Annotated in this window: 26 protein-coding genes; 14 read left to right on the forward strand and 12 right to left on the reverse strand. The window is 58.7% G+C overall.

Features of this window, described 5'->3' with window-relative positions:
* Positions 1-48 precede the first annotated feature (48 nt).
* Positions 49-1446 carry a Si-specific NAD(P)(+) transhydrogenase gene (gene sthA, locus BLU07_RS05545; RefSeq protein ID WP_092384956.1) on the forward strand — a complete coding sequence of 466 codons (1398 nt, stop codon included), beginning with the start codon at positions 49-51 and terminating at the stop codon, positions 1444-1446.
* A gap of 5 nt (positions 1447-1451) precedes the next feature.
* Here sthA and BLU07_RS05550 read toward each other — a convergent pair whose 3' ends face one another.
* From BLU07_RS05550 to BLU07_RS05560, 3 genes are read right to left on the reverse strand one after another with little or no spacing between them, the layout of a single operon-like run.
* On the reverse strand, positions 1452-2171 hold the full coding sequence (locus tag BLU07_RS05550) for a glycerophosphodiester phosphodiesterase (RefSeq protein WP_092384958.1): 720 nt from the start codon (positions 2169-2171) through the stop codon (positions 1452-1454).
* Positions 2168-2473 (reverse strand): phosphodiesterase, encoded by a 306-nt coding sequence (locus BLU07_RS05555; RefSeq protein WP_231701699.1) that lies wholly within the window; start codon positions 2471-2473, stop codon positions 2168-2170. The genes BLU07_RS05550 and BLU07_RS05555 overlap by 4 nt, the downstream gene beginning before the upstream one ends.
* On the reverse strand, positions 2470-3060 hold the full coding sequence (locus BLU07_RS05560) for a PilZ domain-containing protein (protein ID WP_092389606.1): 591 nt from the start codon (positions 3058-3060) through the stop codon (positions 2470-2472). Before BLU07_RS05560 ends, BLU07_RS05555 begins: the two co-directional genes overlap by 4 nt.
* A gap of 146 nt (positions 3061-3206) precedes the next feature.
* Between BLU07_RS05560 and BLU07_RS05565 the strand changes: the two genes are divergently transcribed.
* Positions 3207-4451, forward strand: a complete 1245-nt coding sequence (locus BLU07_RS05565) for a lipoprotein-releasing ABC transporter permease subunit (protein WP_092384962.1) — start codon at positions 3207-3209, stop codon at positions 4449-4451.
* Positions 4444-5145 carry a lipoprotein-releasing ABC transporter ATP-binding protein LolD gene (lolD, locus tag BLU07_RS05570; RefSeq protein ID WP_092384964.1) on the forward strand — a complete coding sequence of 234 codons (702 nt, stop codon included), beginning with the start codon at positions 4444-4446 and terminating at the stop codon, positions 5143-5145. Before BLU07_RS05565 ends, lolD begins: the two co-directional genes overlap by 8 nt.
* 50 nt (positions 5146-5195) lie before the next feature.
* Here lolD and BLU07_RS05575 read toward each other — a convergent pair whose 3' ends face one another.
* A complete protein-coding gene (locus BLU07_RS05575) occupies positions 5196-5720 on the reverse strand; it encodes a DUF2062 domain-containing protein (protein WP_092384966.1) in 525 nt (174 codons plus the stop codon).
* Positions 5721-5884: 164 nt separating this feature from the next.
* Between BLU07_RS05575 and BLU07_RS05580 the strand changes: the two genes are divergently transcribed.
* From BLU07_RS05580 to murB, 8 genes are all read left to right on the forward strand, one after another.
* Positions 5885-8158 (forward strand): DNA internalization-related competence protein ComEC/Rec2, encoded by a 2274-nt coding sequence (locus tag BLU07_RS05580; protein ID WP_092384968.1) that lies wholly within the window; start codon positions 5885-5887, stop codon positions 8156-8158.
* Positions 8159-8250: 92 nt separating this feature from the next.
* Positions 8251-8943: a MotA/TolQ/ExbB proton channel family protein gene (locus BLU07_RS05585; protein ID WP_092384970.1), complete on the forward strand. Its 693-nt coding sequence runs from the start codon at positions 8251-8253 to the stop codon at positions 8941-8943.
* Between the two features lie 2 nt (positions 8944-8945).
* Positions 8946-9380 carry an ExbD/TolR family protein gene (locus tag BLU07_RS05590; protein ID WP_092384972.1) on the forward strand — a complete coding sequence of 145 codons (435 nt, stop codon included), beginning with the start codon at positions 8946-8948 and terminating at the stop codon, positions 9378-9380.
* On the forward strand, positions 9377-10396 hold the full coding sequence (gene lpxK, locus BLU07_RS05595; RefSeq protein ID WP_092384974.1) for a tetraacyldisaccharide 4'-kinase: 1020 nt from the start codon (positions 9377-9379) through the stop codon (positions 10394-10396). Before BLU07_RS05590 ends, lpxK begins: the two co-directional genes overlap by 4 nt.
* 21 nt (positions 10397-10417) lie before the next feature.
* Positions 10418-10603, forward strand: a complete 186-nt coding sequence (locus tag BLU07_RS05600; protein WP_092384976.1) for a Trm112 family protein — start codon at positions 10418-10420, stop codon at positions 10601-10603.
* Between the two features lie 3 nt (positions 10604-10606).
* Positions 10607-11368: a 3-deoxy-manno-octulosonate cytidylyltransferase gene (kdsB, locus tag BLU07_RS05605; protein ID WP_092384978.1), complete on the forward strand. Its 762-nt coding sequence runs from the start codon at positions 10607-10609 to the stop codon at positions 11366-11368.
* Entirely contained in the window at positions 11365-11823 is a 459-nt protein-coding gene (locus tag BLU07_RS05610; RefSeq protein ID WP_092384980.1) for a low molecular weight protein-tyrosine-phosphatase, read from the forward strand. The genes kdsB and BLU07_RS05610 overlap by 4 nt, the downstream gene beginning before the upstream one ends.
* Positions 11817-12854: a UDP-N-acetylmuramate dehydrogenase gene (murB, locus tag BLU07_RS05615; RefSeq protein WP_092384982.1), complete on the forward strand. Its 1038-nt coding sequence runs from the start codon at positions 11817-11819 to the stop codon at positions 12852-12854. The genes BLU07_RS05610 and murB overlap by 7 nt, the downstream gene beginning before the upstream one ends.
* Before the next feature lie 27 nt (positions 12855-12881).
* Here the strand turns inward: murB and BLU07_RS05620 are convergent, their stop codons facing one another.
* From BLU07_RS05620 to rne, 3 genes are all read right to left on the reverse strand, one after another.
* Positions 12882-13475, reverse strand: a complete 594-nt coding sequence (locus tag BLU07_RS05620) for a peptidylprolyl isomerase (protein WP_092384984.1) — start codon at positions 13473-13475, stop codon at positions 12882-12884.
* A 17-nt stretch (positions 13476-13492) separates the two neighbouring features.
* Positions 13493-14299, reverse strand: a complete 807-nt coding sequence (locus BLU07_RS05625; protein ID WP_092384986.1) for an alpha/beta fold hydrolase — start codon at positions 14297-14299, stop codon at positions 13493-13495.
* A gap of 120 nt (positions 14300-14419) precedes the next feature.
* Entirely contained in the window at positions 14420-17713 is a 3294-nt protein-coding gene (gene rne, locus BLU07_RS05630; protein ID WP_197675068.1) for a ribonuclease E, read from the reverse strand.
* A 529-nt stretch (positions 17714-18242) separates the two neighbouring features.
* On the opposite strand from rne, the gene rluC reads away from it, so the two are divergent.
* The 3 genes from rluC to sppA are packed head-to-tail and all read left to right on the forward strand — an operon-like array spanning position 18243 to position 20886.
* Entirely contained in the window at positions 18243-19205 is a 963-nt protein-coding gene (gene rluC, locus BLU07_RS05635; RefSeq protein WP_092389608.1) for a 23S rRNA pseudouridine(955/2504/2580) synthase RluC, read from the forward strand.
* Positions 19198-19875, forward strand: a complete 678-nt coding sequence (locus tag BLU07_RS05640; RefSeq protein WP_092384990.1) for an HAD-IA family hydrolase — start codon at positions 19198-19200, stop codon at positions 19873-19875. Before rluC ends, BLU07_RS05640 begins: the two co-directional genes overlap by 8 nt.
* A 39-nt stretch (positions 19876-19914) precedes the next feature.
* A complete protein-coding gene (sppA, locus tag BLU07_RS05645; protein WP_092389610.1) occupies positions 19915-20886 on the forward strand; it encodes a signal peptide peptidase SppA in 972 nt (323 codons plus the stop codon).
* A gap of 21 nt (positions 20887-20907) precedes the next feature.
* Here the strand turns inward: sppA and BLU07_RS05650 are convergent, their stop codons facing one another.
* Genes BLU07_RS05650 through BLU07_RS05670 form a run of 5 tightly spaced genes read right to left on the reverse strand, consistent with a single transcriptional unit; the run spans position 20908 to position 26712 of the window.
* Positions 20908-22578, reverse strand: a complete 1671-nt coding sequence (locus BLU07_RS05650; protein WP_092384993.1) for a BatD family protein — start codon at positions 22576-22578, stop codon at positions 20908-20910.
* Positions 22575-24326 (reverse strand): VWA domain-containing protein, encoded by a 1752-nt coding sequence (locus tag BLU07_RS05655; RefSeq protein WP_172830090.1) that lies wholly within the window; start codon positions 24324-24326, stop codon positions 22575-22577. The genes BLU07_RS05650 and BLU07_RS05655 overlap by 4 nt, the downstream gene beginning before the upstream one ends.
* Entirely contained in the window at positions 24319-25311 is a 993-nt protein-coding gene (locus tag BLU07_RS05660) for a vWA domain-containing protein (protein WP_092384997.1), read from the reverse strand. The genes BLU07_RS05655 and BLU07_RS05660 overlap by 8 nt, the downstream gene beginning before the upstream one ends.
* Positions 25304-25765, reverse strand: coding sequence for a DUF4381 family protein (locus BLU07_RS05665; protein ID WP_157719093.1), 462 nt, complete (start codon positions 25763-25765; stop codon positions 25304-25306). The genes BLU07_RS05660 and BLU07_RS05665 overlap by 8 nt, the downstream gene beginning before the upstream one ends.
* Positions 25762-26712, reverse strand: coding sequence for a DUF58 domain-containing protein (locus tag BLU07_RS05670; protein ID WP_092385001.1), 951 nt, complete (start codon positions 26710-26712; stop codon positions 25762-25764). The genes BLU07_RS05665 and BLU07_RS05670 overlap by 4 nt, the downstream gene beginning before the upstream one ends.

Genomic DNA, 26712 nt, shown 5'->3' on the forward strand with positions numbered 1-26712 from the left:
GGATCGTTCAGTAAGCTGGGTTGGCTCATGGGAAAAGGAAACGATTGAATGGCTGTATACAATTACGACGTAGTTGTTCTGGGTTCGGGCCCGGCAGGTGAGGGTGCGGCCATGAATGCCGCCAAGCATGGCCGCAAGGTGGCAGTGGTTGAAGAGCGTGAAATGGTCGGGGGCAACTGCACCCATCTGGGTACCATTCCGTCCAAGGCGTTGCGCTACTCGGTCAAGCAGATCATTCAGTTCAATACCAATCCCATGTTTCGCAAGATTGGCGATCCGCGCTGGTTTTCTTTTCCCGATGTATTGCGCAGCGCGGAAAAGGTGATGAACAAACAGGTGGCTTCGCGTACCAGTTATTATGCGCGCAACCGGGTAGATGTGTTCTTTGGCAAGGGCAGCTTTGCTGATGAACGCACCATTGAGTTGGTCAGCCCGTCAGGTGGGCTGGAAAAGCTGATCGCCAGGGAAGTCATCATCGCCACGGGTTCACGTCCCTATCGGCCGGCTGATGTCAATTTCAGCCATCCGCGAATCTATGATAGCGACACCATTCTCAAGCTGAACCACACCCCGCGTACCTTGATCATCTATGGTGCTGGAGTGATTGGTTGCGAATACGCGTCCATCTTCTGTGGTCTGGGGGTCAAAGTCGATCTGATCGATACCCGTGATCGTTTGCTCAGTTTCCTTGATGACGAGATTTCCGATGCTCTCAGTTACCACTTGCGCAACAACAGTGTTCTGATTCGGCATAACGAGGAATACGAGAAGATCGAAGGTACCGACAAGTCGGGTGTGGTACTGCACCTGAAGTCCGGCAAGAAACTCAAGGCAGATGCATTGCTCTGGTGTAATGGCCGCACGGGCAATACGGATGGTCTGGGGCTGGAGAATATAGGCTTGCAAGCAAATGGTCGCGGCCAGTTGGTAGTCGACGAGAATTATCGTACCGAGATGCCGAATATCTATGCGGTAGGCGATGTCATTGGTTGGCCCAGTCTGGCCAGTGCTGCCTTTGACCAGGGCCGCTCGGCAGCAGGCAATATCGTCAGCAATGATGCCTGGCGTTTCGTTGATGACGTGCCGACCGGTATCTATACCATTCCTGAAATCAGCTCGCTGGGTAAAACCGAGCGTGAACTGACAGAGGCCCAGGTGCCTTATGAAATCGGCCAGGCCTTCTTCAAGAATATTGCCCGTGCCCAGATCAGCGGGGAACCGGTTGGCTTGCTGAAAATCCTCTTTCACCGGGAAACCCTGGAAGTGCTGGGGATTCACTGCTTTGGTGATCAGGCGGCCGAGATCGTGCATATCGGTCAAGCGGTCATGACCCAGAAAGATGCTGCCAACAGCATTCAGTATTTCGTCAATACTACCTTCAATTATCCGACCATGGCGGAAGCCTATCGGATCGCCGCGCTGGATGGCTTGAACCGGCTATTCTAGTCGGCTCAGGCCAGCACCCGCATCGCCAGGTGCGGGTAGTCGGTAATGATGCTGTCGACACCCATGTCGATCAGACGTTGCATCTGCTCAATCTCGTTCACCGTCCAGACGGACACATGCAGACCCTGCGCCTGGGCCTGCTGGATAAGGGTAGGGCGGCACAGAGTCCATTTCAGGATCAGGAAGCGGCACTGATAGCGGCGGGCGCTTTTCAATGGGTCAAGCAGGCCGTATTCCTCAACCAGTCCAGTCGCCAGTGGGTAGGCGGTATCCCGCGCGGTGCGAAGCAGGGTGCGACTGCTGGATGTGACCACCACGCGATTTTGCAGACCGAAACGCTCGACCAGTTGCAGAATCGCGGCCAGGACAATGCGCGACTGTGCTGTAGAGCCGCTTTTGACTTCCAGTTGATAGTGTTCGATGTCAGGGAAAGTGCCGAACACTTGCTCCAGTGTCGGAATCGGGCAGGGCTCCGGCCAGCCGGGCAAGCCAAGACGAGCGTCAATACGTTGCAAATCCTCGGCACTATGCTGGGCGACCTTGCCACGCACGCCCGTTGTCCGTTTCAGGGTGGGGTCATGGATTACCATCAACTGGCGATCAGCTGACAGGTGCAGGTCCAGTTCTACCCGCGTTACGCCGGCAGCCAGGGCCTTGGCAAAACTTGCCAGGGTATTTTCCGGCGCTTCGCCGCGGGCACCGCGATGCCCGACGATCAGCGTCATTCGCCGGAGTGAGCTGGGCGATGATGATGCACGCTGTGCACCACGTGGTCATATTCGAAATACACGCTGAAATCGGCATAATCCCAACGGCTGATCGGCGGCTGGCCCACGGCAGCTTGACGTTTCAGGGGTTCGCCGTGACGCTGTAACACCGTTTGGGTGCTGCTGCCATGACTGGGCAAGCTGGCGCTATTCTGGCTGGCTTGTGTCCCGATGGGGATCTGCAGGGTATCGGCGTTGGTCAGGTTGACGGTCAACAGCAGGCCGGTAGCGGCAAAGACGGCGATCAGTGGTTTCATCATGGCGTCCCTTCTTCTGAACTCTTGGCGGCACGGATTTCCTGTGCCTGTTTTTGCAGAATATGCCGTGCCAGCATTTGCCGCTGCGCGTCGGCCAGCTGCTCAAAGCTTACAGCGATTGACCAGGTGTCGGTAGCGTCGGCAATGGCTTCGCAGCGTATCACTTTGCCCGCCAGCAGCATGCACAGGGGAGAGGGTAGCAATACCAGGCGCAATGCCAGCAATTGGTCCAGCTCCAGCGGTTCATTGGTGGTAAATGACATGCCGCCTTCGCTGATGGTAACCTCAACCGGGCTGCCCAGATCATCGGTCAGCTGCATGGCCAGTGCCTGCCCGACCAGGTCGATGCGCTTGTTGACCACTTTCAGGTAGTGGGCCATGGCACGATCACGTTCACTGATCTGGCGCAACAAGTGCTGGGACTCATATTCCAGTACATGCAGGTCAGTCAGCAAGTCAAACATGGGCGCCTGACGGGAAAAAGCCTGCTTCAGCTCATCCAGGCTATCCAGCCGCCGATACTCCAGTGCCAGTTCATCACTGATGCGAAAAAAATCGCGCTTGTCGATATAGTCGTCGTCGGTGCTCATGCTGGGTTCCATGACCAGAAGGGTGGCTGTAACCGCCTTGAATTCAGTGTAACATGCCTTATTCGACTGGTAGCCAGCAAGCTCTTCATGCATCAAGCGCTGGCCCGGCAGTTAAGGACTTATCTGTGCTTCCCTAAGGGCTTTACATGTTCCGACCCCTGCCGTTTTTCATCGGCCTGCGCTATACCCGTGCCAAGCGCCGCAATCATTTCATTTCCTTTATCTCATTGATTTCCATGCTTGGGCTGACCCTGGGCGTGATGGTCATGATACTGGTGCTCTCGGTCATGAATGGCTTTGACCGTGAGCTGCGTACGCGCATTCTGGGGATGGTCCCGCACGCCACTATCAATGGCTATGATCCGATTGAAGACTGGCAGCAGTTGAGTGAACGGGTGCAGGAGCATCCCCGGGTGATCGGCGCCGCCCCCTTCATTCAATTGCAGGGCATGTTGACCCACGACGGCAATGTGGCACCGGTGCTGGTCAACGGCATTATTCCCGAGTCCGAATCGGACGTGTCCATCATTGACCAGCATATGCAGGCCGGTAGTCTGGATGCATTGGAGGATGGCGGCTTCGGTATCGTGGTTGGTGAACTGGTGGCGCGCCGTTTTGGTGTCGGGGTCGGCGACCGGTTGACCTTTGTGCTGCCGGAAGCTTCGGTCACGCCCGCTGGAGTGTTTCCCCGTCTCAAGCGGTTTGAAATAAAGGGCATTTTCAAGGTCGGTGCCGAGCTGGATGGCTCGCTCGGATTGATTCACGCCCATGATGCAGCCCGATTGAAACGCTGGTTGCCCGGGCAAATGCAAGGGTTGCGCATTCAGCTGGATGACTTGTTTCTGGCCCCGCAGGTATCGTGGGATCTGACCGGACAACTACCGGGTGATTACTATGCCCAGGACTGGACACGCACCCACGGCAACCTGTTTGCAGCCATTCGCATGGAAAAAACCATGATCAGTCTGTTGCTGGTGCTGATTGTTGCAGTCGCCGCATTCAATATCATCTCTACGCTGGTGATGGTGGTCACCGACAAGAAAGCCGATATTGCCATTCTGCGAACCCTGGGGGCTTCGCCGTTGAAAATCATGGGTATTTTCATGGTGCAAGGATCGGTCATCGGTGTGATTGGTACTGTCGCCGGTTGTATTCTTGGTGTGCTGGCGGCTTTGAATGTGTCAGGTCTGGTGGCTTTGCTGGAACGCCTGTTTGGTGTGCAGTTCCTCAGCTCGGACGTTTATTTCATCAGCTATCTGCCTTCTCAGTTGATCTGGTCGGATGTGGTGACCATTTGTACGACTGCCCTCGGCCTGAGTTTTCTGGCGACCCTTTACCCGGCTTGGCGGGCTTCACGAACCGATCCGGCGGAGGCCTTGCGTTATGACTGATCCTGTTTTGCACTGCCATGCCTTATGTAAAGACTACGCGATAGGCCCGCAGCAATTACGGGTGCTGGATGATGTGAATCTCAGCCTGGTTGCTGGTGAGAGGGTGGCAATTGTCGGTACCTCGGGGTCGGGCAAGACTACTTTGCTGAACCTGTTGGGTGGGCTGGATACTCCCAGCAGCGGTGAGGTCCACCTGGCGGGCAAGCAGATGTCCGCTCTGAAGGAAGCGGAGCGTGGCCGTTTGCGCAATACCCAGCTTGGCTTCGTTTACCAGTTTCATCATTTGCTGGCTGAGTTCAGCGCCCTGGAAAATGTTTCCATGCCACTGTTGATTGGACGCACTCCGGTTGCCGAAGCGCGTGATCGAGCTGCGGCCATGCTCGCTCGTGTTGGGCTGGAGCAGCGCGTGGCGCACAAGCCGGCGGAGCTCTCTGGTGGTGAGCGTCAGCGTGTGGCTATTGCGCGGGCATTGATCTCCGAGCCAGCTTGCGTGTTGCTTGACGAGCCCACCGGTAACCTGGACCAGCACACTGCCGCGACTGTGCAGGCATTGATGCTGGAACTGAGCACAACCTTGAATACCGCTTTTCTGGTGGTAACCCATGATCAGAGGCTGGCAGCGAAAATGGACCGGGTGCTTAGCCTCAACCAGGGTAAGCTGGAAACACTGGCGCGGGAACAATTGGTGATTTAGCAAGAATGCCTGCAGCAAGGCATTCAAGCGCAATACAGGCAGCGATGGTTTCAGGAATGCCGGCTGCGGCGTAACTTGCGTTGGTGCCAGCTGCGGCTGACCCAGAAGCGCCAATAGAGCATGGTGCCGGCATAGCCGATGATGGCCAGGCCGATGCCCATGATCAGGGCTCCGGCCAGGAGTGGCTGCCAGAAATGCTGGATTTCAGCCATAATCCAGCTCAGCGATAACCGCATGGGGATACTGTGTTCTTCGGTGCCCAGTAACCAGGCACCCAGTTTGTACTGGAAAAAGAACAGTGCCGGCATGGTCACCGGATTGGATACCCAGACCAGTGCTACCGAGATCGGCAGGTTGGCGCGCAGAGGCACAGCCAGGATGGCAGACAACAGCATCTGCAGGGGGATCGGCAGCATACCGTTGAACAGGCCAAGCGCCATGCCGCGCGCAACACTGTGGCGATTGAGGTGCCAGAGATTGGGATCGTGCAGCATGCTGCCGAGAAAACGCAGGGATTTATGCCCGGTTATTTTCTCAGGTTTGGGCAGGTAGCGTTTGATCAGATTGCGCGGCATCGCTGTTTGGTCGGCGACAAGAGAATGTAATTTCGATTATGCCCTTAATGAAGCGCAGTCTCTAGCTACTGTGGGCAAATCTGCCAGGAAAAACAGATAGTTTTTACGGTTGTTCATTTCATGGTGTGACCAGGAAGGTTGCGCCGTTTGACAGGAAGTCATGGATGCACGTTCCCAGTCATTTGTTGGCCATTATCATTGGCCTGCTGTTCCCTTTGATACTCAGTGAGTTGTGGTCGCCGTGGTGGTTGCTGCTGTCCGGGCTGCTGCTTGCACTGCTATTGCGGCGCGTCAGGCTGTATCGTCCCGCCTTTACCCTGGTGTGCAGTTTGCTGTTTGGCGCCAGTTGGGCGTTGCACTGGCATAGCGGTCAACTGCTTCAGCGTTTGCCTCTGACGCTGGATAATCAACGCGTCATCATCGAAGCGAGGGTCGACGGACTGCCGGAGCCGACCGCACAAGGTTGGCGTTTTCAGCTTGGTGATGCTTATCTGGCGGACAGCGGAGAAGCCTTGCCACGGCTCCGGGCCAACTGGTTTCGTGGTGAGCCGGTGGCACATGGCGAGTGGTGGCGCTTTGAAGCAAGCCTGCGACGTCCCCGTGGAATGTCCAATCCCGGCAGTTTCGATTATGAAGGCTGGTTATACGCCCAGCAGATCGGTGGGCTGGCCAGTATTCGCAGCGGCGAGAAGCTGGGGCATGCAGATCCACAGGTGTTCGGTGGTTGGCGTTCGGCATTGCGTCTGCGTCTGCTCGACAGGTTCAGCGCCAGCGAACAGAATCCACGCGTGCTGGCGTTGATTACCGGTGACCGGAGTGTGCTTTCGCGTGAAGACTGGCAGGTGTTGCAGGCCACCGGGACCAGTCACCTGATGGTGATTTCCGGGTTGCATGTGGGCATTCTGGCAGCCAGTGTATTTGCGCTTTTCAGCTTCTTGTGCCGTTGTGGTGGCTTGCCCTGGCCATGGCCGCGCTTGTGGCTGGCAGCACCCTTCGCCCTGTGTGTGGCTGCTCTGTATAGCGCTCTGGCCGGCTTTGCGGTGCCAACCCAGCGGGCAGTCCTCATGGTGGCCCTGGTTTTGGGTTGTCAGCTGCTCTACCGTCGCCCCGGACCCTGGGCCCTGTGGTTGGCTGCATTCTGTGCTGTGTTAATGATCAATCCGGCCGCGCCGCTGCGTGCTGGTTTCTGGTTGTCGTTCATGGCGGTGGCCATTTTGCTGTACAGCTTCAGTGGGCGCCTGAATCCGGGCTCCTGGTGGGTGCGTCTGGGATTACCGCAATGGGTGATATTTGTCGGCTTGTGGCCGTGGTTGGTGCTCTGGGGTATGCCCGGTAGCTTGAGTGCGCCACTGGTCAACCTGTTTGCCATTCCATGGGTCGGGTTGGTGATTGTGCCCATGGCATTGCTGGGTACGCTGGTGGAGCTGATCGCCGGGCAAGATTCTCTGTTGCGTTTGGCGGCCGGGTGCTTGAATGGATTGTTTCATGTACTGGAACAGCTGGCGGCCTGGCAGGGCTCCCGCTTGCTGGCCTTTTCCGACTGGCTCTCCTGGCTGAGTGGTCTGGCAGGAACGCTCATGTTGTTGAGCCCTTTGCGGCGCTTGCTCTGGCCGGCAGCACTGGCCTGTCTGTGGGGGTTGTTCTTTCCGCAGCAACCACAGCCAGAGGTCGGTGAGTTCTGGTTGACGGTATTGGACGTAGGGCAGGGCACGGCCGTTCTGGTGCAAACACGGGAGCACGCCATGCTGTACGATGCCGGCGCACGCTTTGCCACCGGTTTTGATCTCGGTGAAGCAGTGGTCCACCCGGCATTGCTGGCCCTGGGTGTGCGTCGACTGGATCTGATGTTGATCAGTCATGCGGACAATGACCATGCCGGTGGCGCACCGGCAGTAGCGCGTTTGCTCGGGGTGCAGCGCGTTCTGGCAGGGCAGCATGAAGCCCTGCCTGAGGTATTGGACGCCAGGGCCTGCCAGGCAGGTGAGGCCTGGGATTGGGATGGGGTTCGTCTCGAGGTGGTCTACAGTGCCCCGGCACCAGCTCCGGCCAATGAGCGCTCCTGTGTCCTGCGCGTGGTGGCGGCCAATGGCTCGGCTGCCCTGTTACCCGGTGATCTGGGTATTCGTGGCGAGTACCAGATGCTGGATCGTCCGTTACAGGCCAGTGTCTTGCTCGCTCCGCATCATGGTAGCCGAAGTTCATCTTCCTACGCGCTGATACGTGCCGTGGCACCGGAGTGGGTGGTGTTCAATGCCGGGCACCACAACCGCTTCGGTCATCCACATCCGCTGGTGGTGGAACGTTATCGGGAATTAGGTGTAGAACCGGTTTATACTTCACGCTCTGGTGCGGTACGCTTCCAGTTTGGGCAAGAAGTTGTCGCCGAGCCACAATGGCGTTGGCGGACACAAGCCAGACGCTTCTGGCATGAGCCATGAGAACGGTGCCGGCGCCAGCCGAAATCCGCGACAGGGTAAAAGATGGAACCTGACATGGAATACAAGAGAGTGAACCGGGGGAGGGAACGCGTGTGTGGGAATTGATCAGTGCGGGCGGCTGGCTGATGCTGCCGATTATCTTGTCGTCAGTCATCGCTTTGGCCATCATTATCGAGCGGTTGTGGACCTTGCGCTCCCGGCGCATTGCTCCACCCAACCTGTTGGGGCAGGTCTGGCGCTGGATCAAGGACGGCCAACTGGATGCAATGAAACTGAAAACCCTGCGTGCCGACTCACCTCTGGGTGAGATTCTTGCCGCCGGTCTGGCGAACTCGCGGCATGGTCGCGAAGTGATGAAAGAATGTATTCAGGAAGCCGCCAGCAAGGTTATTCACGACATGGAACGCTACCTCAGTACGCTGGGCACCGTTGCTGCAATTACCCCTTTGCTTGGCTTGCTGGGTACCGTGATCGGCATGATCGATGTGTTCAGCGCCATCATGATCGAGGGCAGTGGCAATACAGCCGTGCTGGCTGGAGGCATCTCCAAAGCCCTGATTACCACGGCAGCCGGCCTGACCATTGCAATTCCTGCGCTGGCTTTCCATCGTTTTCTGGTTCGCCGGGTTGATGAGCTGGTTATTGCCATGGAGCAGGAGGCAACCAAACTGGTTGAAGTCGTGCATGGCCAGCGGGACGTCGAAGGCAGTGGCCTGAGCGGCAATGGAAACGGCAAGTCCAGACTCAAGCCTGCGGCTCCAGCCCCGGCTGGCAAGGGAGCCTGAGTGTGAACTTCCGTCGCCAGCGAGCAGAAGAGGTTAGCGTCAACCTGACACCACTGATCGATGTGGTGTTTCTGTTGCTTATCTTCTTCATGGTCTCGACTACCTTTACCCGTGAAACCCAATTACAGCTCGATCTACCACAGGCTGACTCGGGTCAGCCAGTCGAACAGACCGAGGTAGAGCTGATCGAGCTGTTGATAGCCGCCAATGGCGATATCGTGATCAATGATCGCGCGTTGGTGGATAATCGTCTGGATACCCTGAAAAATGCGTTGCAACGTGAGTCTGGCGGCAATAACCAACTGCCGGTGGTGATTACAGCAGATGCCAAGACGCCGCACCAGGCGGTTATCACCGCGATGGATGCGGCGGGTCAACTCGGCTTCAATCGCTTGCGCCTGACCACTATGGAACGCGAGGACAATGGCAGCCCGTGAGTGCTTCCGCCTGGCAGCAGCGCTTGCAGAATGCCTGGTATCAGGGTGCACCGGGCCTGTGTCTGCTGCGCCCCCTATCCTTGCTCTATGCTCGGGTGGCGCAGCAGCGTCGGCAGAACTACCTGTCGTCACCCGAGCGCATCTGGCAGTCACCAGTACCCCTGATCGTGGTTGGCAATATTACTCTGGGCGGCACCGGTAAAACGCCCATGACTCTCTGGTTGATTGACTGGCTGCAAGCGCGTGGCTTGCGCGTCGGTGTCGTCAGTCGGGGATATGGCGGCAAACCACCCAGCCAACCCTGGCAGGTTGACCCCGCCCGTGATGGCCCTGAGGTAGCGGGTGACGAGCCACTGTTGATTGCTCGCCGTGGTCGTGTGCCGGTGGTGATTGATGCCAATCGACCGCGCGCCTGTCGGCATTTGCTGGCCCGTGAGCCGGTGGACATCCTGATCAGTGATGACGGTTTGCAGCATTATGCGCTGGGACGCGATATTGAATTGGCCATGCTCGATCATCAGCGCGGTGTAGGCAATGCGCGATGTCTGCCGGAAGGGCCGCTACGTGAGCCGGCTGAGCGTTTGCAGTCAGTCGATCTGGTGATCCGTACCGGCGCTGCGGCAGACAGTGACCAGGGGTATGCCATGACACTGGAACCCACGCATCTGGTCAATATCAGAAGCGGTGAGTCGGTTGCCATTGCCAACTGGGGGCGTGATATGAAGGTGGTGGCGCTGGCTGGAATTGGACACCCACAGCGGTTTTTTGCCAGCTTGCAGGCGCTGGGTTTTAGCGCCGAATGCCACGCGTTTGCCGATCATGCCGAGTACACAGCATTACAATTACAGGCGCTCAGCGCGGGTCGACCGTTGTTGATGACCGAGAAAGATGCGGTCAAATGCCGTGAATTTGCCGCTGAAAACTGGTGGTATCTGCGCGTCGACGCGCAACTCAGCGAGGCCTTTGCTTCGCGCCTGAACACTTTGCTGGCTGCGATCATGGCGCAGCCCCGATAATCTGAACAGCAGGACACTGTCATGGATCCGAAATTGCTCGATATTCTCGCTTGCCCTATCTGCAAGGGGCCGCTGGCTCAAAATAGTGACAAGACCGAACTCTGGTGTCGCGCCGATGGTCTGGCGTTTCCGGTGCGTGACGGTATTCCGGTCATGCTGGAAAGCGAAGCCCGTCCGTTGGACGCCGACGAAAAGCTGGATCGCTAGGCAATGTTTCACGTCATTATTCCCGCCCGGTATGCCTCGTCCCGTCTGCCCGGCAAACCACTGGAACTGCTTGCCGGCAAACCGATGATTCAGCACGTCTGGGAGCAGGCGCAGCGCAGCCAGGCGGCCAGCGTAACCGTGGCAACGGATGATCAGCGTATCGAAAAGGCCTGCCATGCTTTTGGCGCGCGTGTGATCATGACCCGCGCCGATCATCCGTCGGGTACCGACCGGCTGCAGGAAGTCGCCAGTCTGTTGGGGTTGGAGGACAAGGCTGCAGTCGTTAATGTGCAGGGTGACGAGCCTTTGATTCCACCCGCGCTGATCGACCAGGTGGCGGGTAATCTGCTGGCATTCCCTGCAGCCAGTATGGCTACACTGGCGGAGCCATTGCACGATGCGGCTGCGCTGTTCAATCCCAATGTGGTCAAGGTGGTATGTGACCGGGAAGGCTTTGCGCTGTACTTCAGCCGCGCCCCCATGCCCTGGTGCCGGGATGATTTTGCCCACAATCGTGAGCAACTGCCGGCCAAGGTACCCTTTCGTCGGCATATTGGTCTGTATGCCTACAAGGTCAGCTTTCTGCACGATTATGTGCGCTGGCCAGCCAGCCCGCTGGAACAGGCGGAATCGCTCGAGCAATTGCGGGCACTCTGGTTTGGCTGCCGGATCCATGTGGCTGATGCTTGCGAAGCACCGCCTGCCGGCGTCGATACGGCAGAAGATCTGGCACGTTTGCGCACCTTGATGGAGGCGTCCGAATGAAGGTGCTCTTTGTCTGCCTGGGTAATATTTGTCGTTCCCCCAGCGCTGAAGGCGTTTTCCGTCAGCGTTTGGCGCAACGGTCGCAGCCTGGTGTCAGTGTCGACTCGGCTGGAACCGCAGGCTATCACGTCGGCAAAGCACCAGACCCCCGTGCGGTGGCTGCCGCGCGCAAACGCGGTATCGATATCAGTGGCTTGCGCGCACGGCAGGTCAGTGCTGAGGATTTCTCCCGTTTTGACCTGATTCTGGCCATGGACCGGAGCAATCTGACCGACCTGCACCGGCTTGATCCGGGCAACGGCGCTCGCCTGCGCCTGTTTATGGAGTATGCCCCGGACCAGCCACTGGAGGTTCCGGACCCTTATTACGGCGGCGAGCAAGGCTTTGAACAGGTGCTGGATATGCTCGAGCAAGCGTCTGACGCCCTGTTGAATGAATTGCAGGCGACATGCTGAGGCTTCGCCAGCAGGTCTCCCTGCGCACCTGCAACAGCCTGGCGATTGACGAACTGGCCGAGTACCTGGTTGAGGTTGCCTCGTACGCAGAGCTGCTTGAAGCGCTGACTCTGGCCAGACAGCATGCCTGGCCTGTGACGCTGCTCGGTGGCGGCAGCAACGTGTTGTTGTGCGGCCCGGTGCCCGGCCTGGTGATCGTTCTGGCGCTGCGCGGACGACGGTTGTTGCAGCGGAGCCGAACCGAAGCACTGATTGAAGCTGAAGCGGGTGAGAACTGGCATCAGCTGGTCAACTGGACGCTGGATATGGGCCTGGCCGGGTTGGAAAACCTGTCCCTGATCCCGGGTACAGTGGGTGCTGCGCCGGTACAGAATATCGGTGCCTACGGTGTTGAACTGGAGCAGTGCCTGCACAGCCTGGATGCCTACGATCGCAGTCAGAACAAGATCGTCAGCCTGATGGCTGACGACTGTCAATTCGCTTACCGTGATAGCCTGTTCAAACGCAGCCCCGGTCGTTTCGTCATTCTGCGTGTACGCTTGCGGTTGTGGCCGCAGGCAGTGGCTCCTCTGCATATCGATTACGCGCCGCTGGCCAGGGCCTGGCAAGCTACCGGGTTGGTCTCTCCGGATGCGCGGGTGGTCAGCGAGCTCGTCTGTCAGATCCGTCGCAGCCGCTTGCCTGATCCTGCCGTGCTGGCGAATGCCGGCAGTTTTTTCCACAATCCCATTGTTTCAGGTGAGCAGGCACAGGCGTTACTGGCCAAACATCCGGCTCTGGTGCATTACCCGCAAGCCGGTGGGCGGGTCAAGCTGGCCGCTGGCTGGTTGATCGATCAGGCAGGCTGGAAAGGGTATCGCGAGGGGCCGGTAGGGGTGCATGCCGAGCAGGCGCTGGTGCTGGTCAATCACGGCGGCGCCAAGGGGCGGGATATTCTGCAGCTGGCCCGGCGCATTCAGGCTGATATCCAGCGGCGCTATGGGCTGGAATTGCAGATTGAACCGCAGGCTGTGGGCGTGCCAAGTCTCTGATCAGAGACTTGGCAAAGTGCCGCAGAACTATTGCTCTGACGCTTCCCGCTTCTCCCCGGCGATGCGCGAAATGCGCTCAATCACCACAGGATTGACCGGCACATCGCCGTGCCCGCCCTGAGTCGTAGTGGGTACCTTGGCGATCGTCTCCACCACATGCTGGCCCTCGATGACCTGGCCAAATACGGCGTAACCAAAATTGCCGGGGTTGTGATCAAGAAAGTCATTGTGGCTGAGGTTGATAAAAAACTGGCTGGTGGCACTGTCGACCACGCTGGTGCGCGCCATGGCAACGGTATAGCGGCGATTGCGCAGGCCATTGTCCGCTTCGTTCTTGATTGCCGCCACGGTGTCTCGTTGGCGCATATCCGGCGTAAAGCCGCCGCCCTGAATCATGAAGCCGGGAATGACCCGATGGAAAAGCAGGCCCTCATAGTGCCCGGCATCGACATAGCGTAAGAAATTGGCGACGCTGATGGGCGCTTTCTCGGCATTCAGCTCCAGGGTGATGTCACCCAGGCTGGTGTGCAAGGTGACCTGTGGCCGGGTTTCCTCGGCCGCAACGAGCTGGCTGTTGAGTAATAGCAGGGTGGTCAGGCAGGCAAGCAAGGTTTTCAGCATGGTGCAGTCTCTTTTGATTACAGGTGGGGTTGATGGGATGCAACTTGCCGGTCAAGAAAGTCCAGCAGTAACTGATTGAACTCATCCGGCTGGTCTACCGGGGTGGCATGGCGAGAATTGCGGATAACTTCCAGCTGCGCATTGGCCAGCTCTTTCACGTAGGCCCGCTTTTGCTCGACCGGGGTATAGTCCTGGTCGGCACAGATCACCAGCACCGGACAGCGGATGTCACCCAGCCGTTCGCGCACACCCCAGCCAACAATGGCACGCAATGACGCCAGATAGGCGTTGCGATCATTGGCCTGCCATCGGCGTTCAAACTTCTGTCGAAGCTCTTCCTGTTGCGGTTCCGGAAAGAGCAGGCGGGCCAGCCCTCGGGATACGGTCTTCAATGGCAAAACGTGAGCAAAGAACAATCGCTTGCCGGCCATGCGGTAATCAGCAAAGCTGCGTGGCACCACTTCCGGCCCGCTATTGACGATGGTCAGGCTGGCGGGAATGTCCGGATGATCTACGCTGACTTGAAAAGCAATCATGCCGCCCATGGAAATGCCGACGATATGCGGCTGCTCCAGCCCCAGGTGCTGGATAAAAGCCAGGGTGTCATCAGCAAAGGCCTTGATACTGTAGCCGGAACGCGGCTTGTCGCTTTGTCCGTGACCCAGCATGTCGAGTGTAAGCACGCGATAGTTCGGGGTTAGCGCCGGCAATTGATACTCCCAGTCCAGGCTGCTGGAGCCCAGGCCGTGAATCAGGAGCACCGCAGGGCCTTGTCCCTGATCGGTGTAATGCAGGCGGTGGCCGTTTAGCTGAATGTCTGGCATGGCTAACCTGTTTCGGTTGGCATTGGAGCACAGAGCATAACGCATTCAGCGTGGTTGTGGTGCATGCCACAGATGCAATCAGGGGCGCCTTGGCGCCCCTGATTGGATTGGTTGCAGGGTTTAGCTGCGTTTATCGTCAGTGTCAGTCGTATCCGGCCTGGAAGGCTCCTCGTTATCAATCGGCAAGGCACTTTGTTGCGGTGCCTGAGTGGGTTTGACCTGAGGTTCATCGTGACTGTCGGTGGGTTCGGCTTTGGCCTCGGGAGCCTCGGCCTGTGGTGCCTCTGCATCGATGTGTGGTTGCAGGGCCTTTTCAGTCGCTTCGGCTTCTGCCTGGCTAGCCGCTGCTTGCTCTTTGGCCGCCTCTGCTGCAGCGTCGGCAGCGGCTGTATCGGCGGCACGTTTGGCCAGCTCGGCAGCTTCAGCTTCCGCCTGGGCAGATGCCTGTTCCGCAGCCTTGCGCTTTTCTTCATCGCGACGGCGACGAATTTCACGCGGATCGTTGAACGCACGACCTGAGGCTGTCAGCGCAGGCGCTTCCACCACGGGCTGGACTTGTTCGGCAGGCGCTGAAGGCGCTGCTGTTTCCGGCTCTTTTGCTACGGGTTCGGCCTGAATTTTAACGTCGGGCTCAGCCTCTGCAGGAGGAGTGACGGACATCTTCACTTCGCCTGATGCGGGTTCGTCGCTGGTGGGCGATGGTTCGCTCGCCGCTTCGGGTTTTGCCGGCGCTTCTTCAACAACCGTTGCCGGCTTTTCGGTTTCAACCGCTTCGCTAGCGTCACTGGCAGCCTTGACTGAGGCTTCCGCATCGGCTTCAGCAACCGTTTCACTGGCGTCAGCTTTTGCTGCCGGGCGCTCGCGACGGGGACCGCGCGACCGGCGTGGACGGGTTGGTGCTGCGTCGGTCTCGGTAGTCGTGCTTTCGGTAGCAGGCGTCGGCTCGCTGTCTGCCTGGGGGGGCTGCTCAGTCGGTTTGACCCGGGCCTGCTCTTGCTCGGCGGTATCGTTGTCCCTCGGTTGTGCCTGGGCAAATGCATCGACGGCTTGTTCAATGCTGGCTTCTGCCTGATCGGCAGCCTGATTGAGGCTGTCTTCTACCGGTTTCTTGAGATCGGCCACAGAAGCCTGCTCAGTAGCTTCTGCAGTGCTGGCCTGTTCAGACTGCTCACCCTGATTGGCACTGGCTTCTGCTGACTGATTTTCATCCGGATTCGTCCGGCGACGATTGTTGCGACGACGCTGGCTATTCCGCGAGCGGCGGCGTGGACGCTCGCTGTCGGTCGCTTCTTCGCTGCCGGCCTCGGTATTTCTGGTCGGTTCGTTGTCAGTGTCCTCACTGCTTTCCTTGCGAGGACGACGCTCCTGGGGTGCCGGAGTTGCCTTGCGAGCTTCGTTGTTGTCAGTGTCGGCTACGGCGCTGGCATTGCTCGCTCCACTCGGGCCGCGACGACGCCGGCGACCTTGCGGGCGCTCTTCACTGCTCGCTTTCTCGCTGGGAGCTGATTCACTGCGTGCCGGGCTGCTGGCGGCTGGCTTGGCTTTGTCACCCTCGCTCCGCTCTGTGCGCTCGTTACGTGGCCGACGGTTGCGCGTGTTGCGTCGCTCGTTGCCACCGCGACTGTTGCGCTGATTGCGGTTTTTCTCTTCGGGCTTGGGCTGCTTGTCTGCGCTGGCATCCTCTTCGCTGTCGGACTGGTCGGCAGCAAACAGGCCAACCAGAGATTTGATCAAGCCTTTGAACAAGCCGGGTTGCGACTCTTGTACCGCCTGAGTCGCAGCAATGGGCGTTGCCGGGGTGGCGGGAGTCGGTGCCGGACGCGTTGGTTCAATGCGCTTGACGGCGGCTTCCGGGCGCACAATGGCTTTGGTCTGGCTGACCGGGACCGGCTCTTCAGCTTCAATCTCGGTGCTCATGCTGTAGCTGCTCTCGCCGGTCATCACGGCTTCGCTATCGTCGCGCAGGCGCTGGACGTCGAAGTGCGGCGTGACCATATGCTCGCTGGGCAGCACCAGAATGCGCACGCGGGTGCGACTTTCGGTGGCGGCGAGAGCTTCGCGTTTTTCATTCAGCAGGAAGGTTGCAACCGCAACAGGTACATGAGCGCGTACTTCCGCGGTGCGGTCTTTCAGCGCTTCTTCTTCGATCAGGCGCAGGACCGACAGTGACAGTGATTCAACGTCACGAATGGTGCCGCGGCCATTACAGCGAGGGCAGACGATACCGCTGGTTTCACCCAGTGACGGACGCAGGCGCTGGCGGGACATTTCCAGCAGACCGAAGCGCGAGATGCGGCCGACCTGAACGCGCGCACGATCCGCTTCCAGGCTCTGGCGCATGCGGTCTTCCACGGCGCGCTGATTGCGTGCCGGGGTCATGTCGATAAAATCGATCACGATCAGGCCGCCGATGTCACGCAGGCGCAATTGGCGAGCGATTTCTTCAGCGGCTTCCAGGTTGGTGTTCAGTGCGGTTTCTTCGATGTCGCCGCCTTTGGTGGCGCGTGCCGAGTTGATGTCGACGGAGACCAGTGCCTCGGTATGGTCGATAACAATCGAGCCACCCGAGGGCAGTTTGACTTCACGTTCGAAGGCGGTCTCGATCTGGCTTTCGATCTGGAAGCGGTTGAACAGGGGCACGCTGTCTTCATACAGCTTGATCTTGCTGGCGAACTGCGGCATTACCTGATCGATAAAGGCAAGGGCGTCGTCGCGTACCGAGGGATTGTCGATCAATACTTCGCCGATATCCTGACGCAGATAGTCGCGGATGGCGCGGATGATGACATTGCTTTCCTGATAGATCAGGAAGGGGGCCGATTTCTCGGAAGCGCTCTTGATCGCATCCCACAGCTGCAGCAGGTAATCCAGATCCCACTGCAGTTCTTCGGCGCTGCGGCCAAGACCGGCGGTACGCACGATCATGCCCATATCAGCAGGCACATTCAGGCTGTTGAGGGCTTCGCGCAGCTCGTTGCGCTCTTCGCCTTCGATACGACGGGAAATGCCACCGGCGCGCGGGTTGTTCGGCATCAAAACCAGGTAGCGACCAGCGAGGCTGACGTAGGTGGTCAGGGCGGCGCCCTTGTTGCCACGCTCTTCCTTGTCGACCTGGACGATGACTTCCTGGCCTTCCTTGATCACTTCCTTGATGTTGGCGCGGCCTTCCGGCTGCCTGGAGAAGTATTCGCGGGCAATTTCTTTCAGCGGCAGAAAGCCGTGACGCTCGGAGCCGAAGTCGACAAAAGCGGCTTCCAGGCTGGGTTCGACGCGGGTGATGCGGCCTTTGTAGATGTTGGCCTTTTTCTGTTCGCGGGCGCCAGACTCGATATCGAGATCATAGAGGCGTTGGCCGTCGACCAGAGCAACACGCAACTCTTCGGGTTGAGTTGCGTTAATCAGCATTCTTTTCATGAAGTACCGTTGTGTTTCCGATGCTGTCCGGAGCACACGAGTACGGCACCTACGACTCTTCCGTTAGGTGTCAGGTGTGTTTCTGTTTGGGCCAACCTTGCCCTTGTTCAGAGTTCGCGCAGTGCCGGGGCAGTGCGCTGACTAGCTGTGTCTGGCGAGTACAGAAAAACGTCTTAATGGAGGAATCAGCCGGATTGGGACGGGGACATTGATTGGCATGTCGGCACGCGTCGCATCATCCTGAAGCTGTACATCTCCACCTATACACTTACCCATCTGAATCGGGTGCCGCTCGTCGACTGTTCGGAGAGCGGGTTTAAAATGACCCGCCAATGGGGCGGGGCTTCAGTGGTCAGCGGGCGGGGCAATTCCTGAAAGGCGCCAGCAGCGCCCGTCTGACAGTGTTTCTGGGGACGGGATCCGCGTTATGGCGTGATCATCTTTCCCCGGCTGCGGGTATAGCAGCTTCGCGGAATATAGCAGTATTTTTTAAGTGCTTCAATTGAATGAAAAAATGTATCATGCACAAATGAAAGAAATAGCCAGCAATTCCCCTGCCCAGGTGCAGTTTGAAACCATCTCGGCCGAGCAGGCCGGGCAGCGTATCGACAACTTTTTGATCACCCGTCTCAAGGGTGCGCCGAAAACCCTGATCTACCGGATTTTGCGCAAGGGGGAAGTGCGCATCAACAAGGGTCGGATTAAACCGGACTATAAATTGCAGGCCGGCGATCTGTTGCGCATTCCCCCGGTTCGCTTGCCCGAGGCCGATGAACCGGTGTTGGTCGGGCAAGGGATTCTCACTGCTCTGGATAATGCCATTATCCACGAAGACAAAGCGTTGATTGTCGTCAACAAGCCCCCGGGATTGGCTGTGCATGGCGGTAGTGGGTTGCATTTTGGCGTCATTGAAGCCATGCGACAGCTAAGGCCGGATTGCCCGCAACTGGAATTGGTGCATCGGCTTGATCGGGATACCTCGGGCTGCCTGATGATTGCCAAGCGGCGAAGCATGTTGCGCCACCTGCATGCAGCCCTGCGCGCTGAAGGCGGTGTCGACAAGCGCTATCTGGCACTGGTGAGAGGGCGTTGGCCTACCGGTACCAAGCGCGTACAGGCGCCGTTGCAAAAAAACAATCTGCGCTCCGGGGAGCGCATGGTCGAGGTAAACACCGAGGGCAAGCCGTCACTGACCGAGTTTTCGGTGGTACAGCGTTTTGGCGACCTGGCGACGCTGGTTGAGGCAAGACCGATTACCGGGCGTACCCATCAGATTCGCGTGCATGCCAAGCATGCCGGGCACCCGATTGCCGGGGACCCGAAGTACGGTGACGACGAATTTTCCCAGACAATTCGTGAGCTGGGTGGCAAACGGTTGTTCCTGCATGCCGCTTTTCTTGCGCTTGAACTACCCGATGGTCAGCGCCTGGAATTGCGTGCCGAGCCTGGTCGGCAGTGGGATGCGACGCTGCGGAGGCTGGCAGATGACTGAGTTGCAGACATTGATTTTCGACTGGGATGGTACCTTGGCCAATTCGGTTGAAAAGATCGTGTTATCGATGCAGCGGGCGGCCGACGATGTTGGGCTCGACCCGTTATCGGCACAGGCTGTCAGAGAGATCATTGGACTTGGCCTGCCGGAGGCAATTGCTGTGCTCTACCCGAATGTAGAAGATAGGCAGTTGGCCGAACGACTCGGTACCGCCTATGGACAGCACTACCTCACCCTGGAAGAGGTGCCATCGCCATTGTTTGACGGTGTGCGAGACGCGTTGGATATTTTCCGCGATGCCGGGTTCCGGTTGGCGGTAGCGACGGGTAAAAAACGCCGGGGGTTGGCGCGCGTGCTGGAAAAGCACGGGCTTTCCGGTTTTTTTGATGCCACCCGCTGCGCCGATGAAACGGCCAGCAAACCGAATCCGCTGATGCTTGCGCAAATTCTGTATCAATTGGATACCCCGGCAGAGCGCGCCATTATGCTGGGTGACAGTGTGTTTGATCTGCAAATGGCACATAATGCTGGCGTTCGCCCGGTTGCAGTCAGCTACGGGGCAATGACTCGAGAGCAGCTTCTGGCCTGTGAACCAGAGCACTGCCTGGATACTTTCAGTGACTTCCATCACTGGGTCATGCGTGAGCAGACTCAGGGTGTTGGTGTTTAAGGAGCACGCATGTCGTCAGATCGGTGGACCCGGGGTGAAATGGTCAATGCGAAGCAGGCGCAGGCCAACAAGGAAGATGCCAAAGCCTGGACGTTGCTGGAGAACACCCTGCAAGCCTCCCTGCAGGAGCAACGGCGCACCCGACGCTGGGGGATATTTTTCAAGAGCCTGACTTTTCTGTACCTGTTTGTCGCCATCATGTTGTTTTCACCCCTGGGCAATATGGATGCGGCGAGCACGTCGACCGGGCCGCACACGGCAGTGATCGAGGTGCGTGGGCTGATTGCTGATCAGCAGGAAGCCAGTGCCGACAACCTGATAACCAGCCTGCGCCGTGCTTTCGATGATGAAAATACCCGTGGCATTGTCATGCGTATCAACAGCCCGGGTGGCAGTCCGGTGCAGTCAGGCTACATCTATGATGAAATTCGTCGTTTGCGCAAGGAGCATCCGGATACTCCCGTATACGCAGTAATCACTGATCTGGGTGCCTCGGGCGCCTACTATATTGCTGCTGCTGCAGACGAAATATATGCTGATCGTTCCAGCCTGGTTGGGTCGATTGGCGTGACCGCGGCCGGGTTCGGTTTTGTTGGTACTCTGGACAAACTGGGTATCGAACGGCGCACCTACACTTCTGGCGAGCACAAGGCCTTTCTTGATCCCTTCCAGCCCGAGCGGCAGGATGAGCGACAGTTCTGGGAAAATGTGCTGGAGAATACGCATCAGCAATTTATTGATCGCGTCAAGGAAGGACGCGGCGACCGCCTGGCTGACAATGAAGACCTGTTTACCGGCTTGATCTGGAATGGTGAGCAGGCCCTGGAGTTGGGCCTGGTTGATGGCCTCGGCAGCACTTCCATGGTCGCGCGCGATGTGATCGGGGTTGAGAACACGACCGATTTTACCTATCGCGAATCGCCCTTCGAGCGTTTTACTCGTCAGCTTGGTACTTCCGTAGGCAATACCCTGGCGGTGCACCTGGGCTTGAGTGGGCCGGTTATTCGATAAGAAGGTGGCTGCCAGGCCAGCTCAGGTTTTCGGGTAAATGTCTGGCAGCTCACTGGCCTTGGCTTCTGGTTCGAGTCGCTGTTCCTGGATGACACGCCGTACTGCACGCCATAGCTGCTTGCCGCGCCATGAATCCGGGTTCTGGCCGAACAGGCTGGCATTCAGGTGTTCCAGGGCAACTGCCAGTTCCGGGTGTTCCTGGCTGAGATGAAGCAAACCGTCGCTATCCTGTTGTTTGGCCCAGGCTTCCAGCGCCTTGCGGGCTTCGGCCGGGTGGTTGTGACGGCAGGCTGCCTGCAAGTCGGCCAGAGGGTTGTTGTCAGCGAGATCGACGGGGCCATCACCACCGCTGTCGAGGACGAATTCAAGCAGTCGGCGCCGCGTCCGCACGAGTAGCCAGATTGAACTGGCGAGGGCGAGTGCCAGCACGGCGCTGAACAGTTGCCACGGCCATATCAATGCCACCGGTTCAGCCGGGTCGCCGGGTGCAGCCTGGGGGCCGCCGGTCAGGAAGCTGTCGGTACTTTTGACCCGCAATGCCTGGGGTTCAAGACGGATTATTTCCAGGCGATCATTGTCGATATCCCACCAGGGCAGGGTAAGGCCATCAAGCAGGTATTCGCCGCCCTGCTGGGCAACAATGGCGGCACTGTCCTCGCGTTCGGCCTGGGCACCGCTGGCAGTCAGCTCTGTTGTCAGTTGTGGTTGGTCGGCATACAGACGCAGGGCAGGGTCGGCGTTGGCACCAAGATGATTCAGCCCGGGAAGCTGGCTGGCGAGCACGCCGCTGGCCTGGATGTGTATGGTGCGGGTGAGCGGTTCGCCGGTCAGCAGATCCTGCTCCGGGTCTGGCTGCCAATGCTGCTGCAGACTGAGCTGGCGGGCAGGTAGCCATTGGGCATCCGCCGGAAAAGCAGCGGGAATGGGTTGCACTGCCAGCTGTATGCTGGGAGAGCGCACTTGCATCAGTTGGCCGCTGCGCGCAGAGAAACGTTCCCCCGGATCACGCGGAACCAGAATAGTGGCGCTGAATAACTGTGCGGGTATCTCCAGGTTACCACTGCGTTGAGGATAGATCGCATAGCGGGCTTCAATCACCCCATGCCGTATTCCACCAATGACCTGCTCGTAATTGTGCGGCTCCCCCAAACGCTCAACTCTTGCATCGGGGATGTCGAGCCCGCTGAGTATGGAGTCATCGTACAGCGAGACTGAATGGAAAACACGCAACGTAAGTAGAACCTGTGCCTGCACATAGGGCGTTTCATTGTCCACTTCACTGTCAATGAAAATGGGTGCCAGTTCGAGCCCGGCATCCTCTGCGGCCTGCTCCGGTGTGAGGACCATCAGGCTGATGGCTTCGCTTTGCTCTCCATTCAGATTGAGCGGCGGGATTTCCAGATAACCGGCTTCACGCGGGCGCAAACTGATAATCCAGCGAGTGACCGGGCGAGTTCGGCCGTCCAGCTGACTGATAAGACTCAGCTGTCGGCTGGCACGCACTTCAAAGTGACTCTCCAGTGGGCTCAGGTCGGGACGGTTGGCACGGCTGCTGGCCACTGTTTCCAGCGTCAGTTCGAGGCTGTCGCCGAGCAGGAGCCTGGTGCGGTCGACGCTGGCTTCCAGCGCCCAGCCCATGTTGGTCCAGCTCAGGCCAAGTAGTACCAATAGCAGGTAGCGGCGGAAGGTCATGGTGATTCCTGCATCAGTTGGTATTCGTGACGAAATTTGCGGCGCAACAGCTCGCCGGGATTGTCGTCAATTTCGTCTAGCCAGCGTCGCTGCGCGGCCTGTTCGCGAGTATTCGTCCGAGGTTGGTGTTCGGTGCCTGGTTGCCTGTCATCTGCCTGCGAAGAGTCTTGAGCCTTGCCATTCTCCGCGGCCGTAGCGCTGGACTCAGAGGGGCTGGTTGCGGTCTCGTTCGGCAATGATCCGGCCGGTTCGGAATCCGCCGATAAATCCGCAGTGGACGGTTTTTCATCGTTCGCCTGGTCGCTGTCTTTAACCGTTTCCGAGGCTTGACCGGTGTCTTCATCCGTTTCACCCGGATCAGTCGGGTTTTCCTGTTGGAGGTTTTCCAGATAGGCCTCAACCCGATTACGGTTATGTCGTGCTGCCTGATGGTCGGGCGCTCGGGTGAGCGCTTGCTCGAAGGCTTCGAGCGCGGCTGTATAGCGTCCCGCAAGGGCCAGCGAGGTCCCGTGGTTGAAATGATAATCCGGATTTTCCGGTGCTTCGGCAACCAATTGTGCCCAGGCATCAGCAGCCCGGGCATAATCATCAGCGGCATGCCAGGCCCAGGCGCGCCATGCCGGGTGCTCAAAGCGTTCAGCGGCGGCGGCAGGCTGCTCTCGCTCCAGCAGCTGCATGGCTTGTTGGTCTCGGCGTTGCCACAAATCTTGCCACCAACTGGCTGCAGCCGGAGCTGGCAGCCACAATACGGCGAGCAGAACGACCAGCAAGCCGCGGCGGGCCCCCAGCGCTGCTAGCGGTACCAGCAGAAGCAATAGCCAATGCCCCTGGTCCGCCAGGCTTCGTCTGGGGTCCGGCAGGCGCTCGCTGGACTGAAACAGGTCACCCAGCAGGTAATCGATATCCGTGTCATCCAGCGTCAGGCCATGATACCCGGCGCCATGGCGGCGAGCGATTGAGGCCAGGGCGGGCGCATCCAGGCGCGAGAGCATGATGCGGCCGTCGCTCTGCCGCATGAAACCACCGTCGGATACCGGAATCGGTGCACCTTCGGCACTGCCTACGCCAAGAATTACCAGGCGTGAACCAAGTTCACTGGCGTGCCGTTGCAGTTGCTCCTGTTGGGCTTCGGGCAGGCCGGCGGTGATCAGCAATACATGCGAGCTGTCGGGCGGTAACTTGTCCAGTGACTCCCGTGCCAGCTCCAGCGCCAGGTCAAGACGCTGGCCGTCACGTGGCATGATTTCCGGGTGCAGGCTGTCGACCATGGCGCGCAGGGTTTGCGCATCAGTGGTCAACGGCGTGACCCGGTGGGCACTGCCGGCATAGACAACAAGGCCGAGCTGGCTGTCAGCATGCCGCTGGCTGATGTCATGAATCTTGCGTTGTGCCAACTGTAGCCGGTTGGGCAACAGGTCGTTGGCCAGCATCTGGCGAGATACATCCAGCACCATGACCAACGCTGATCGGTCATTCAGCAGAACCTGCTCGTCGGTTTCCCATGCCGGTCCACCGAGTATCAGGATTGCCAGGCTCCAGCCGAGGCCGAGCAGCCAGTAGCGTCCTTGACGCTGGCTGTTGGCTTGCTGCTCAAGCAGCCAGGGCTGCAAGCGGGCGCTGATCAGTCGCTGCCACTGTTGGCTGCTGCGACCGCGACGATACAGTTGCCAAACCAGCCAGGCGCCGGGTAACCAGAGCAATAGCCACCAGGGTCTTAGCAAGGTCAGACCAAACAGGCTTTCAGGCATGCCTGACCTCCGCATGCAAACGTCGGGCAGCAAAGCCAAAACCGATCAGCAAAGCGGCCAACACGGGCCAGTGATAGAGTGGTCTGACACTGCGCATGGGGCGTGTTTGCTGGATCGCCGGTTCGAGTTGATCAATGCGTTGATAGATGGCCTGCAGGCTATCGCTATCTGCTGCGCGGAAATATTCACCGTCGGTCAGCAAGGCAATATCCTGCAGAGTGGCTTCATCCAGATCAATCGATGGATCGGCACTGAAGCTGAACTGACCTTCCGGGTTGCTCGCTTGGGGATTGTCGGCGCCGACGCCGATGGTAAATACGCGAATACCTTCGGCAGCAGCCAGGCGGGCGGCCTGAATCGGTGTCAGCTGTCCGGCGTTGTTGGCACCATCAGTGATCAGTAACAGCACCCGGTTCTGGTTGGGTTGATCCTGCAGGCGTTTGATTGCCAACCCCATGGCGTCACCGAGCGCGGTCTGGCGGCCAGCAAGGCCGATAAAGGACTCGTCCAGCCACTGCCGAAGCGTATCCAGGTCATGGGTCAGGGGCGACTGAACATAGGCCGCTGATGCAAACAGAATCAGGCCCATGCGATCCCCATTGCGGCGTTGAATGAAAGCGTCGAGTAGTGCCTTGAGCACTGTCAGCCTGTCGGCTTCTTCCCCGTTCAGTTGCATGTCACGGAATGCCATGCTGCCCGACAGATCCACCGCCAGCATGACGTCGCGACCACTGATAACCTGAGGCAAGGGTTCGCCGGGCAGTTCCGGGCGCATCAACGCAAGGACAAGCAAGGCCCAGATCAGAAGATAGAGTTGCCGCAACGAATGACTGCCCGGGTTGCTGGCAGCGGGCAGGGTGTGCAGGCGTTGCAGGAAAGGTACCCGCAGGGCTGTTGCCGGTTGGCGTATGGCCGGCATCAATTTGCGCAGCAGCCAGGGCAGCGGGAACAGCAAGAGGGCGAATGGCCAGGCAAACTCAACCATGGGTATGCCTCAGCCAGCGGCGTAATTCCTGCAACAGTAACTGACGTTGCAGCAGGTCAAGCTGCATGCCGGGCTGGTAATGGCCGTCAGCCAGCGGCTGCAACAAGTCGCGTTGCGCCTGGGGACGGCGGGCGCACAGATAATCCAGCCAGTCATTGCCATGATAAAGCATGGCGGCATGATGTCCCTGTTGCTTGCAGGCGCGCTTGAGCACCAGGTTCAATTCCGTCAACCAGGGGCCGTCCGGCAGGTCGGGATCGACGTCTTCCAGCCAGCGTGCAGCCTGGCGTTGCCGTTGTTGCCGCCGGTAAATAAAGCCAATGCCGATGCTCAGCAGGAGCAACGTTGTCAGTACCGCGAGCAGTAGCAGCCACCAGCCGGGTGCCAGTGGCCAGAAAGCAATGGGCTCAGGCTGAATGGGGGGAATCAGCGCTTGCTGTAAAGGGCTGCTCATGGGGCATGCCTCGGCAGCTGCCCGTTCAGCCACAGACTGAGTTGCGCCAACGCGGGCGTGCCGGTAATCAGTGGCAGCAGGTGGGCGTGTATACGGCTTGCGAGTTTCTGCCATTGTTGCTGCTGGGTGGCATAGTCGGCCTGATAGCGGTAGCGCACCCGGGCGTCACGACTGTCGATCTGCAGTTGCTGGACTCCATCGGTAAAGTCCCAGATGCCGGCGGGCAGCTCGGCATCCAACGGATCACTTATTGGCAACAGGACAATTTCATTGTGTGCCGCAAGCATGGCCAGCTGGCCTTGATCCAGGCGGTGGATGGCGCTGTGGTCGCACAGGATGAAGACAATGCTGCCCGGGCGCAGGATCTCTCGTGCGTGACGCAGAGCCAGGTTGACTGGCTCTGGACGCTGGTCAGGCAGCGTCTGTTCGCGGACACCGGACAATTGATGGTTGGCCTGATGCAGGTGTCGCAACAGATTGATCAAGGCATGACGGTTGCGACGCGGGCGGCTTTCGCGGCATTGAAGGTCATTGACTATCAGGCCGCCAATGCGATCGTTATTGGCCAAAGCAGACCAGCCAATAAGTGCAGCACATTCGGCGGCCAGCACCGACTTGAATTGCAGTTGACTGCCAAAGAAAAGCCGGCTGCTCTGTTCGCAGAGAACGAAAACCGGGCGCTCGCGCTCCTCGTTGAATACCTTGGTATGTACCGCACCGGTTCGCGCCGTCACCCGCCAATCAATGCTGCGCATATCATCGCCAGGCTGGTAGATGCGCACCCGGTCGAAATCAACCCCGCGACCACGCAAGCGGGCACGTTGCTTGCCATGCTGTCGGCCGCTGCGCTGCGGGCTGCCAAATAATCTCAGCTCGCGACAATGCAGGCGAGCTTCGAGCAAGTCGGTCAGGCTGACCAGTACTCCCGGCGCCGAAGATTCCTGCAT

This window comes from Halopseudomonas salegens (assembly GCF_900105655.1).
GTDB classification, from domain to species: domain Bacteria; phylum Pseudomonadota; class Gammaproteobacteria; order Pseudomonadales; family Pseudomonadaceae; genus Halopseudomonas; species Halopseudomonas salegens.

Bases quoted from the DNA above. Each gene is read 5' to 3' on its own strand.
- BLU07_RS05580 (WP_092384968.1), top strand. From the start codon at position 5,885: ATGCACGTTCCCAGTCATTTGTTGGCCATTATCATTGGCCTGCTGTTC.
- BLU07_RS05575 (WP_092384966.1), bottom strand. From the start codon at position 5,720: ATGCCGCGCAATCTGATCAAACGCTACCTGCCCAAACCTGAGAAAATA.
- kdsB (WP_092384978.1), top strand. From the start codon at position 10,607: ATGTTTCACGTCATTATTCCCGCCCGGTATGCCTCGTCCCGTCTGCCC.
- BLU07_RS05655 (WP_172830090.1), bottom strand. From the start codon at position 24,326: ATGCCTGAAAGCCTGTTTGGTCTGACCTTGCTAAGACCCTGGTGGCTA.
- BLU07_RS05665 (WP_157719093.1), bottom strand. From the start codon at position 25,765: ATGAGCAGCCCTTTACAGCAAGCGCTGATTCCCCCCATTCAGCCTGAG.
- BLU07_RS05625 (WP_092384986.1), bottom strand. From the start codon at position 14,299: ATGCCAGACATTCAGCTAAACGGCCACCGCCTGCATTACACCGATCAG.
- sthA (WP_092384956.1), top strand. From the start codon at position 49: ATGGCTGTATACAATTACGACGTAGTTGTTCTGGGTTCGGGCCCGGCA.
- BLU07_RS05550 (WP_092384958.1), bottom strand. From the start codon at position 2,171: ATGACGCTGATCGTCGGGCATCGCGGTGCCCGCGGCGAAGCGCCGGAA.
- BLU07_RS05660 (WP_092384997.1), bottom strand. From the start codon at position 25,311: ATGGTTGAGTTTGCCTGGCCATTCGCCCTCTTGCTGTTCCCGCTGCCC.
- BLU07_RS05610 (WP_092384980.1), top strand. From the start codon at position 11,365: ATGAAGGTGCTCTTTGTCTGCCTGGGTAATATTTGTCGTTCCCCCAGC.
- BLU07_RS05600 (WP_092384976.1), top strand. From the start codon at position 10,418: ATGGATCCGAAATTGCTCGATATTCTCGCTTGCCCTATCTGCAAGGGG.
- lolD (WP_092384964.1), top strand. From the start codon at position 4,444: ATGACTGATCCTGTTTTGCACTGCCATGCCTTATGTAAAGACTACGCG.
- BLU07_RS05565 (WP_092384962.1), top strand. From the start codon at position 3,207: ATGTTCCGACCCCTGCCGTTTTTCATCGGCCTGCGCTATACCCGTGCC.
- rluC (WP_092389608.1), top strand. From the start codon at position 18,243: ATGAAAGAAATAGCCAGCAATTCCCCTGCCCAGGTGCAGTTTGAAACC.
- BLU07_RS05555 (WP_231701699.1), bottom strand. From the start codon at position 2,473: ATGATGAAACCACTGATCGCCGTCTTTGCCGCTACCGGCCTGCTGTTG.
- BLU07_RS05640 (WP_092384990.1), top strand. From the start codon at position 19,198: ATGACTGAGTTGCAGACATTGATTTTCGACTGGGATGGTACCTTGGCC.
- sppA (WP_092389610.1), top strand. From the start codon at position 19,915: ATGGTCAATGCGAAGCAGGCGCAGGCCAACAAGGAAGATGCCAAAGCC.
- BLU07_RS05560 (WP_092389606.1), bottom strand. From the start codon at position 3,060: ATGAGCACCGACGACGACTATATCGACAAGCGCGATTTTTTTCGCATC.
- murB (WP_092384982.1), top strand. From the start codon at position 11,817: ATGCTGAGGCTTCGCCAGCAGGTCTCCCTGCGCACCTGCAACAGCCTG.
- rne (WP_197675068.1), bottom strand. From the start codon at position 17,713: ATGAAAAGAATGCTGATTAACGCAACTCAACCCGAAGAGTTGCGTGTT.
- BLU07_RS05620 (WP_092384984.1), bottom strand. From the start codon at position 13,475: ATGCTGAAAACCTTGCTTGCCTGCCTGACCACCCTGCTATTACTCAAC.
- BLU07_RS05670 (WP_092385001.1), bottom strand. From the start codon at position 26,712: ATGCAGGAATCTTCGGCGCCGGGAGTACTGGTCAGCCTGACCGACTTG.
- BLU07_RS05650 (WP_092384993.1), bottom strand. From the start codon at position 22,578: ATGACCTTCCGCCGCTACCTGCTATTGGTACTACTTGGCCTGAGCTGG.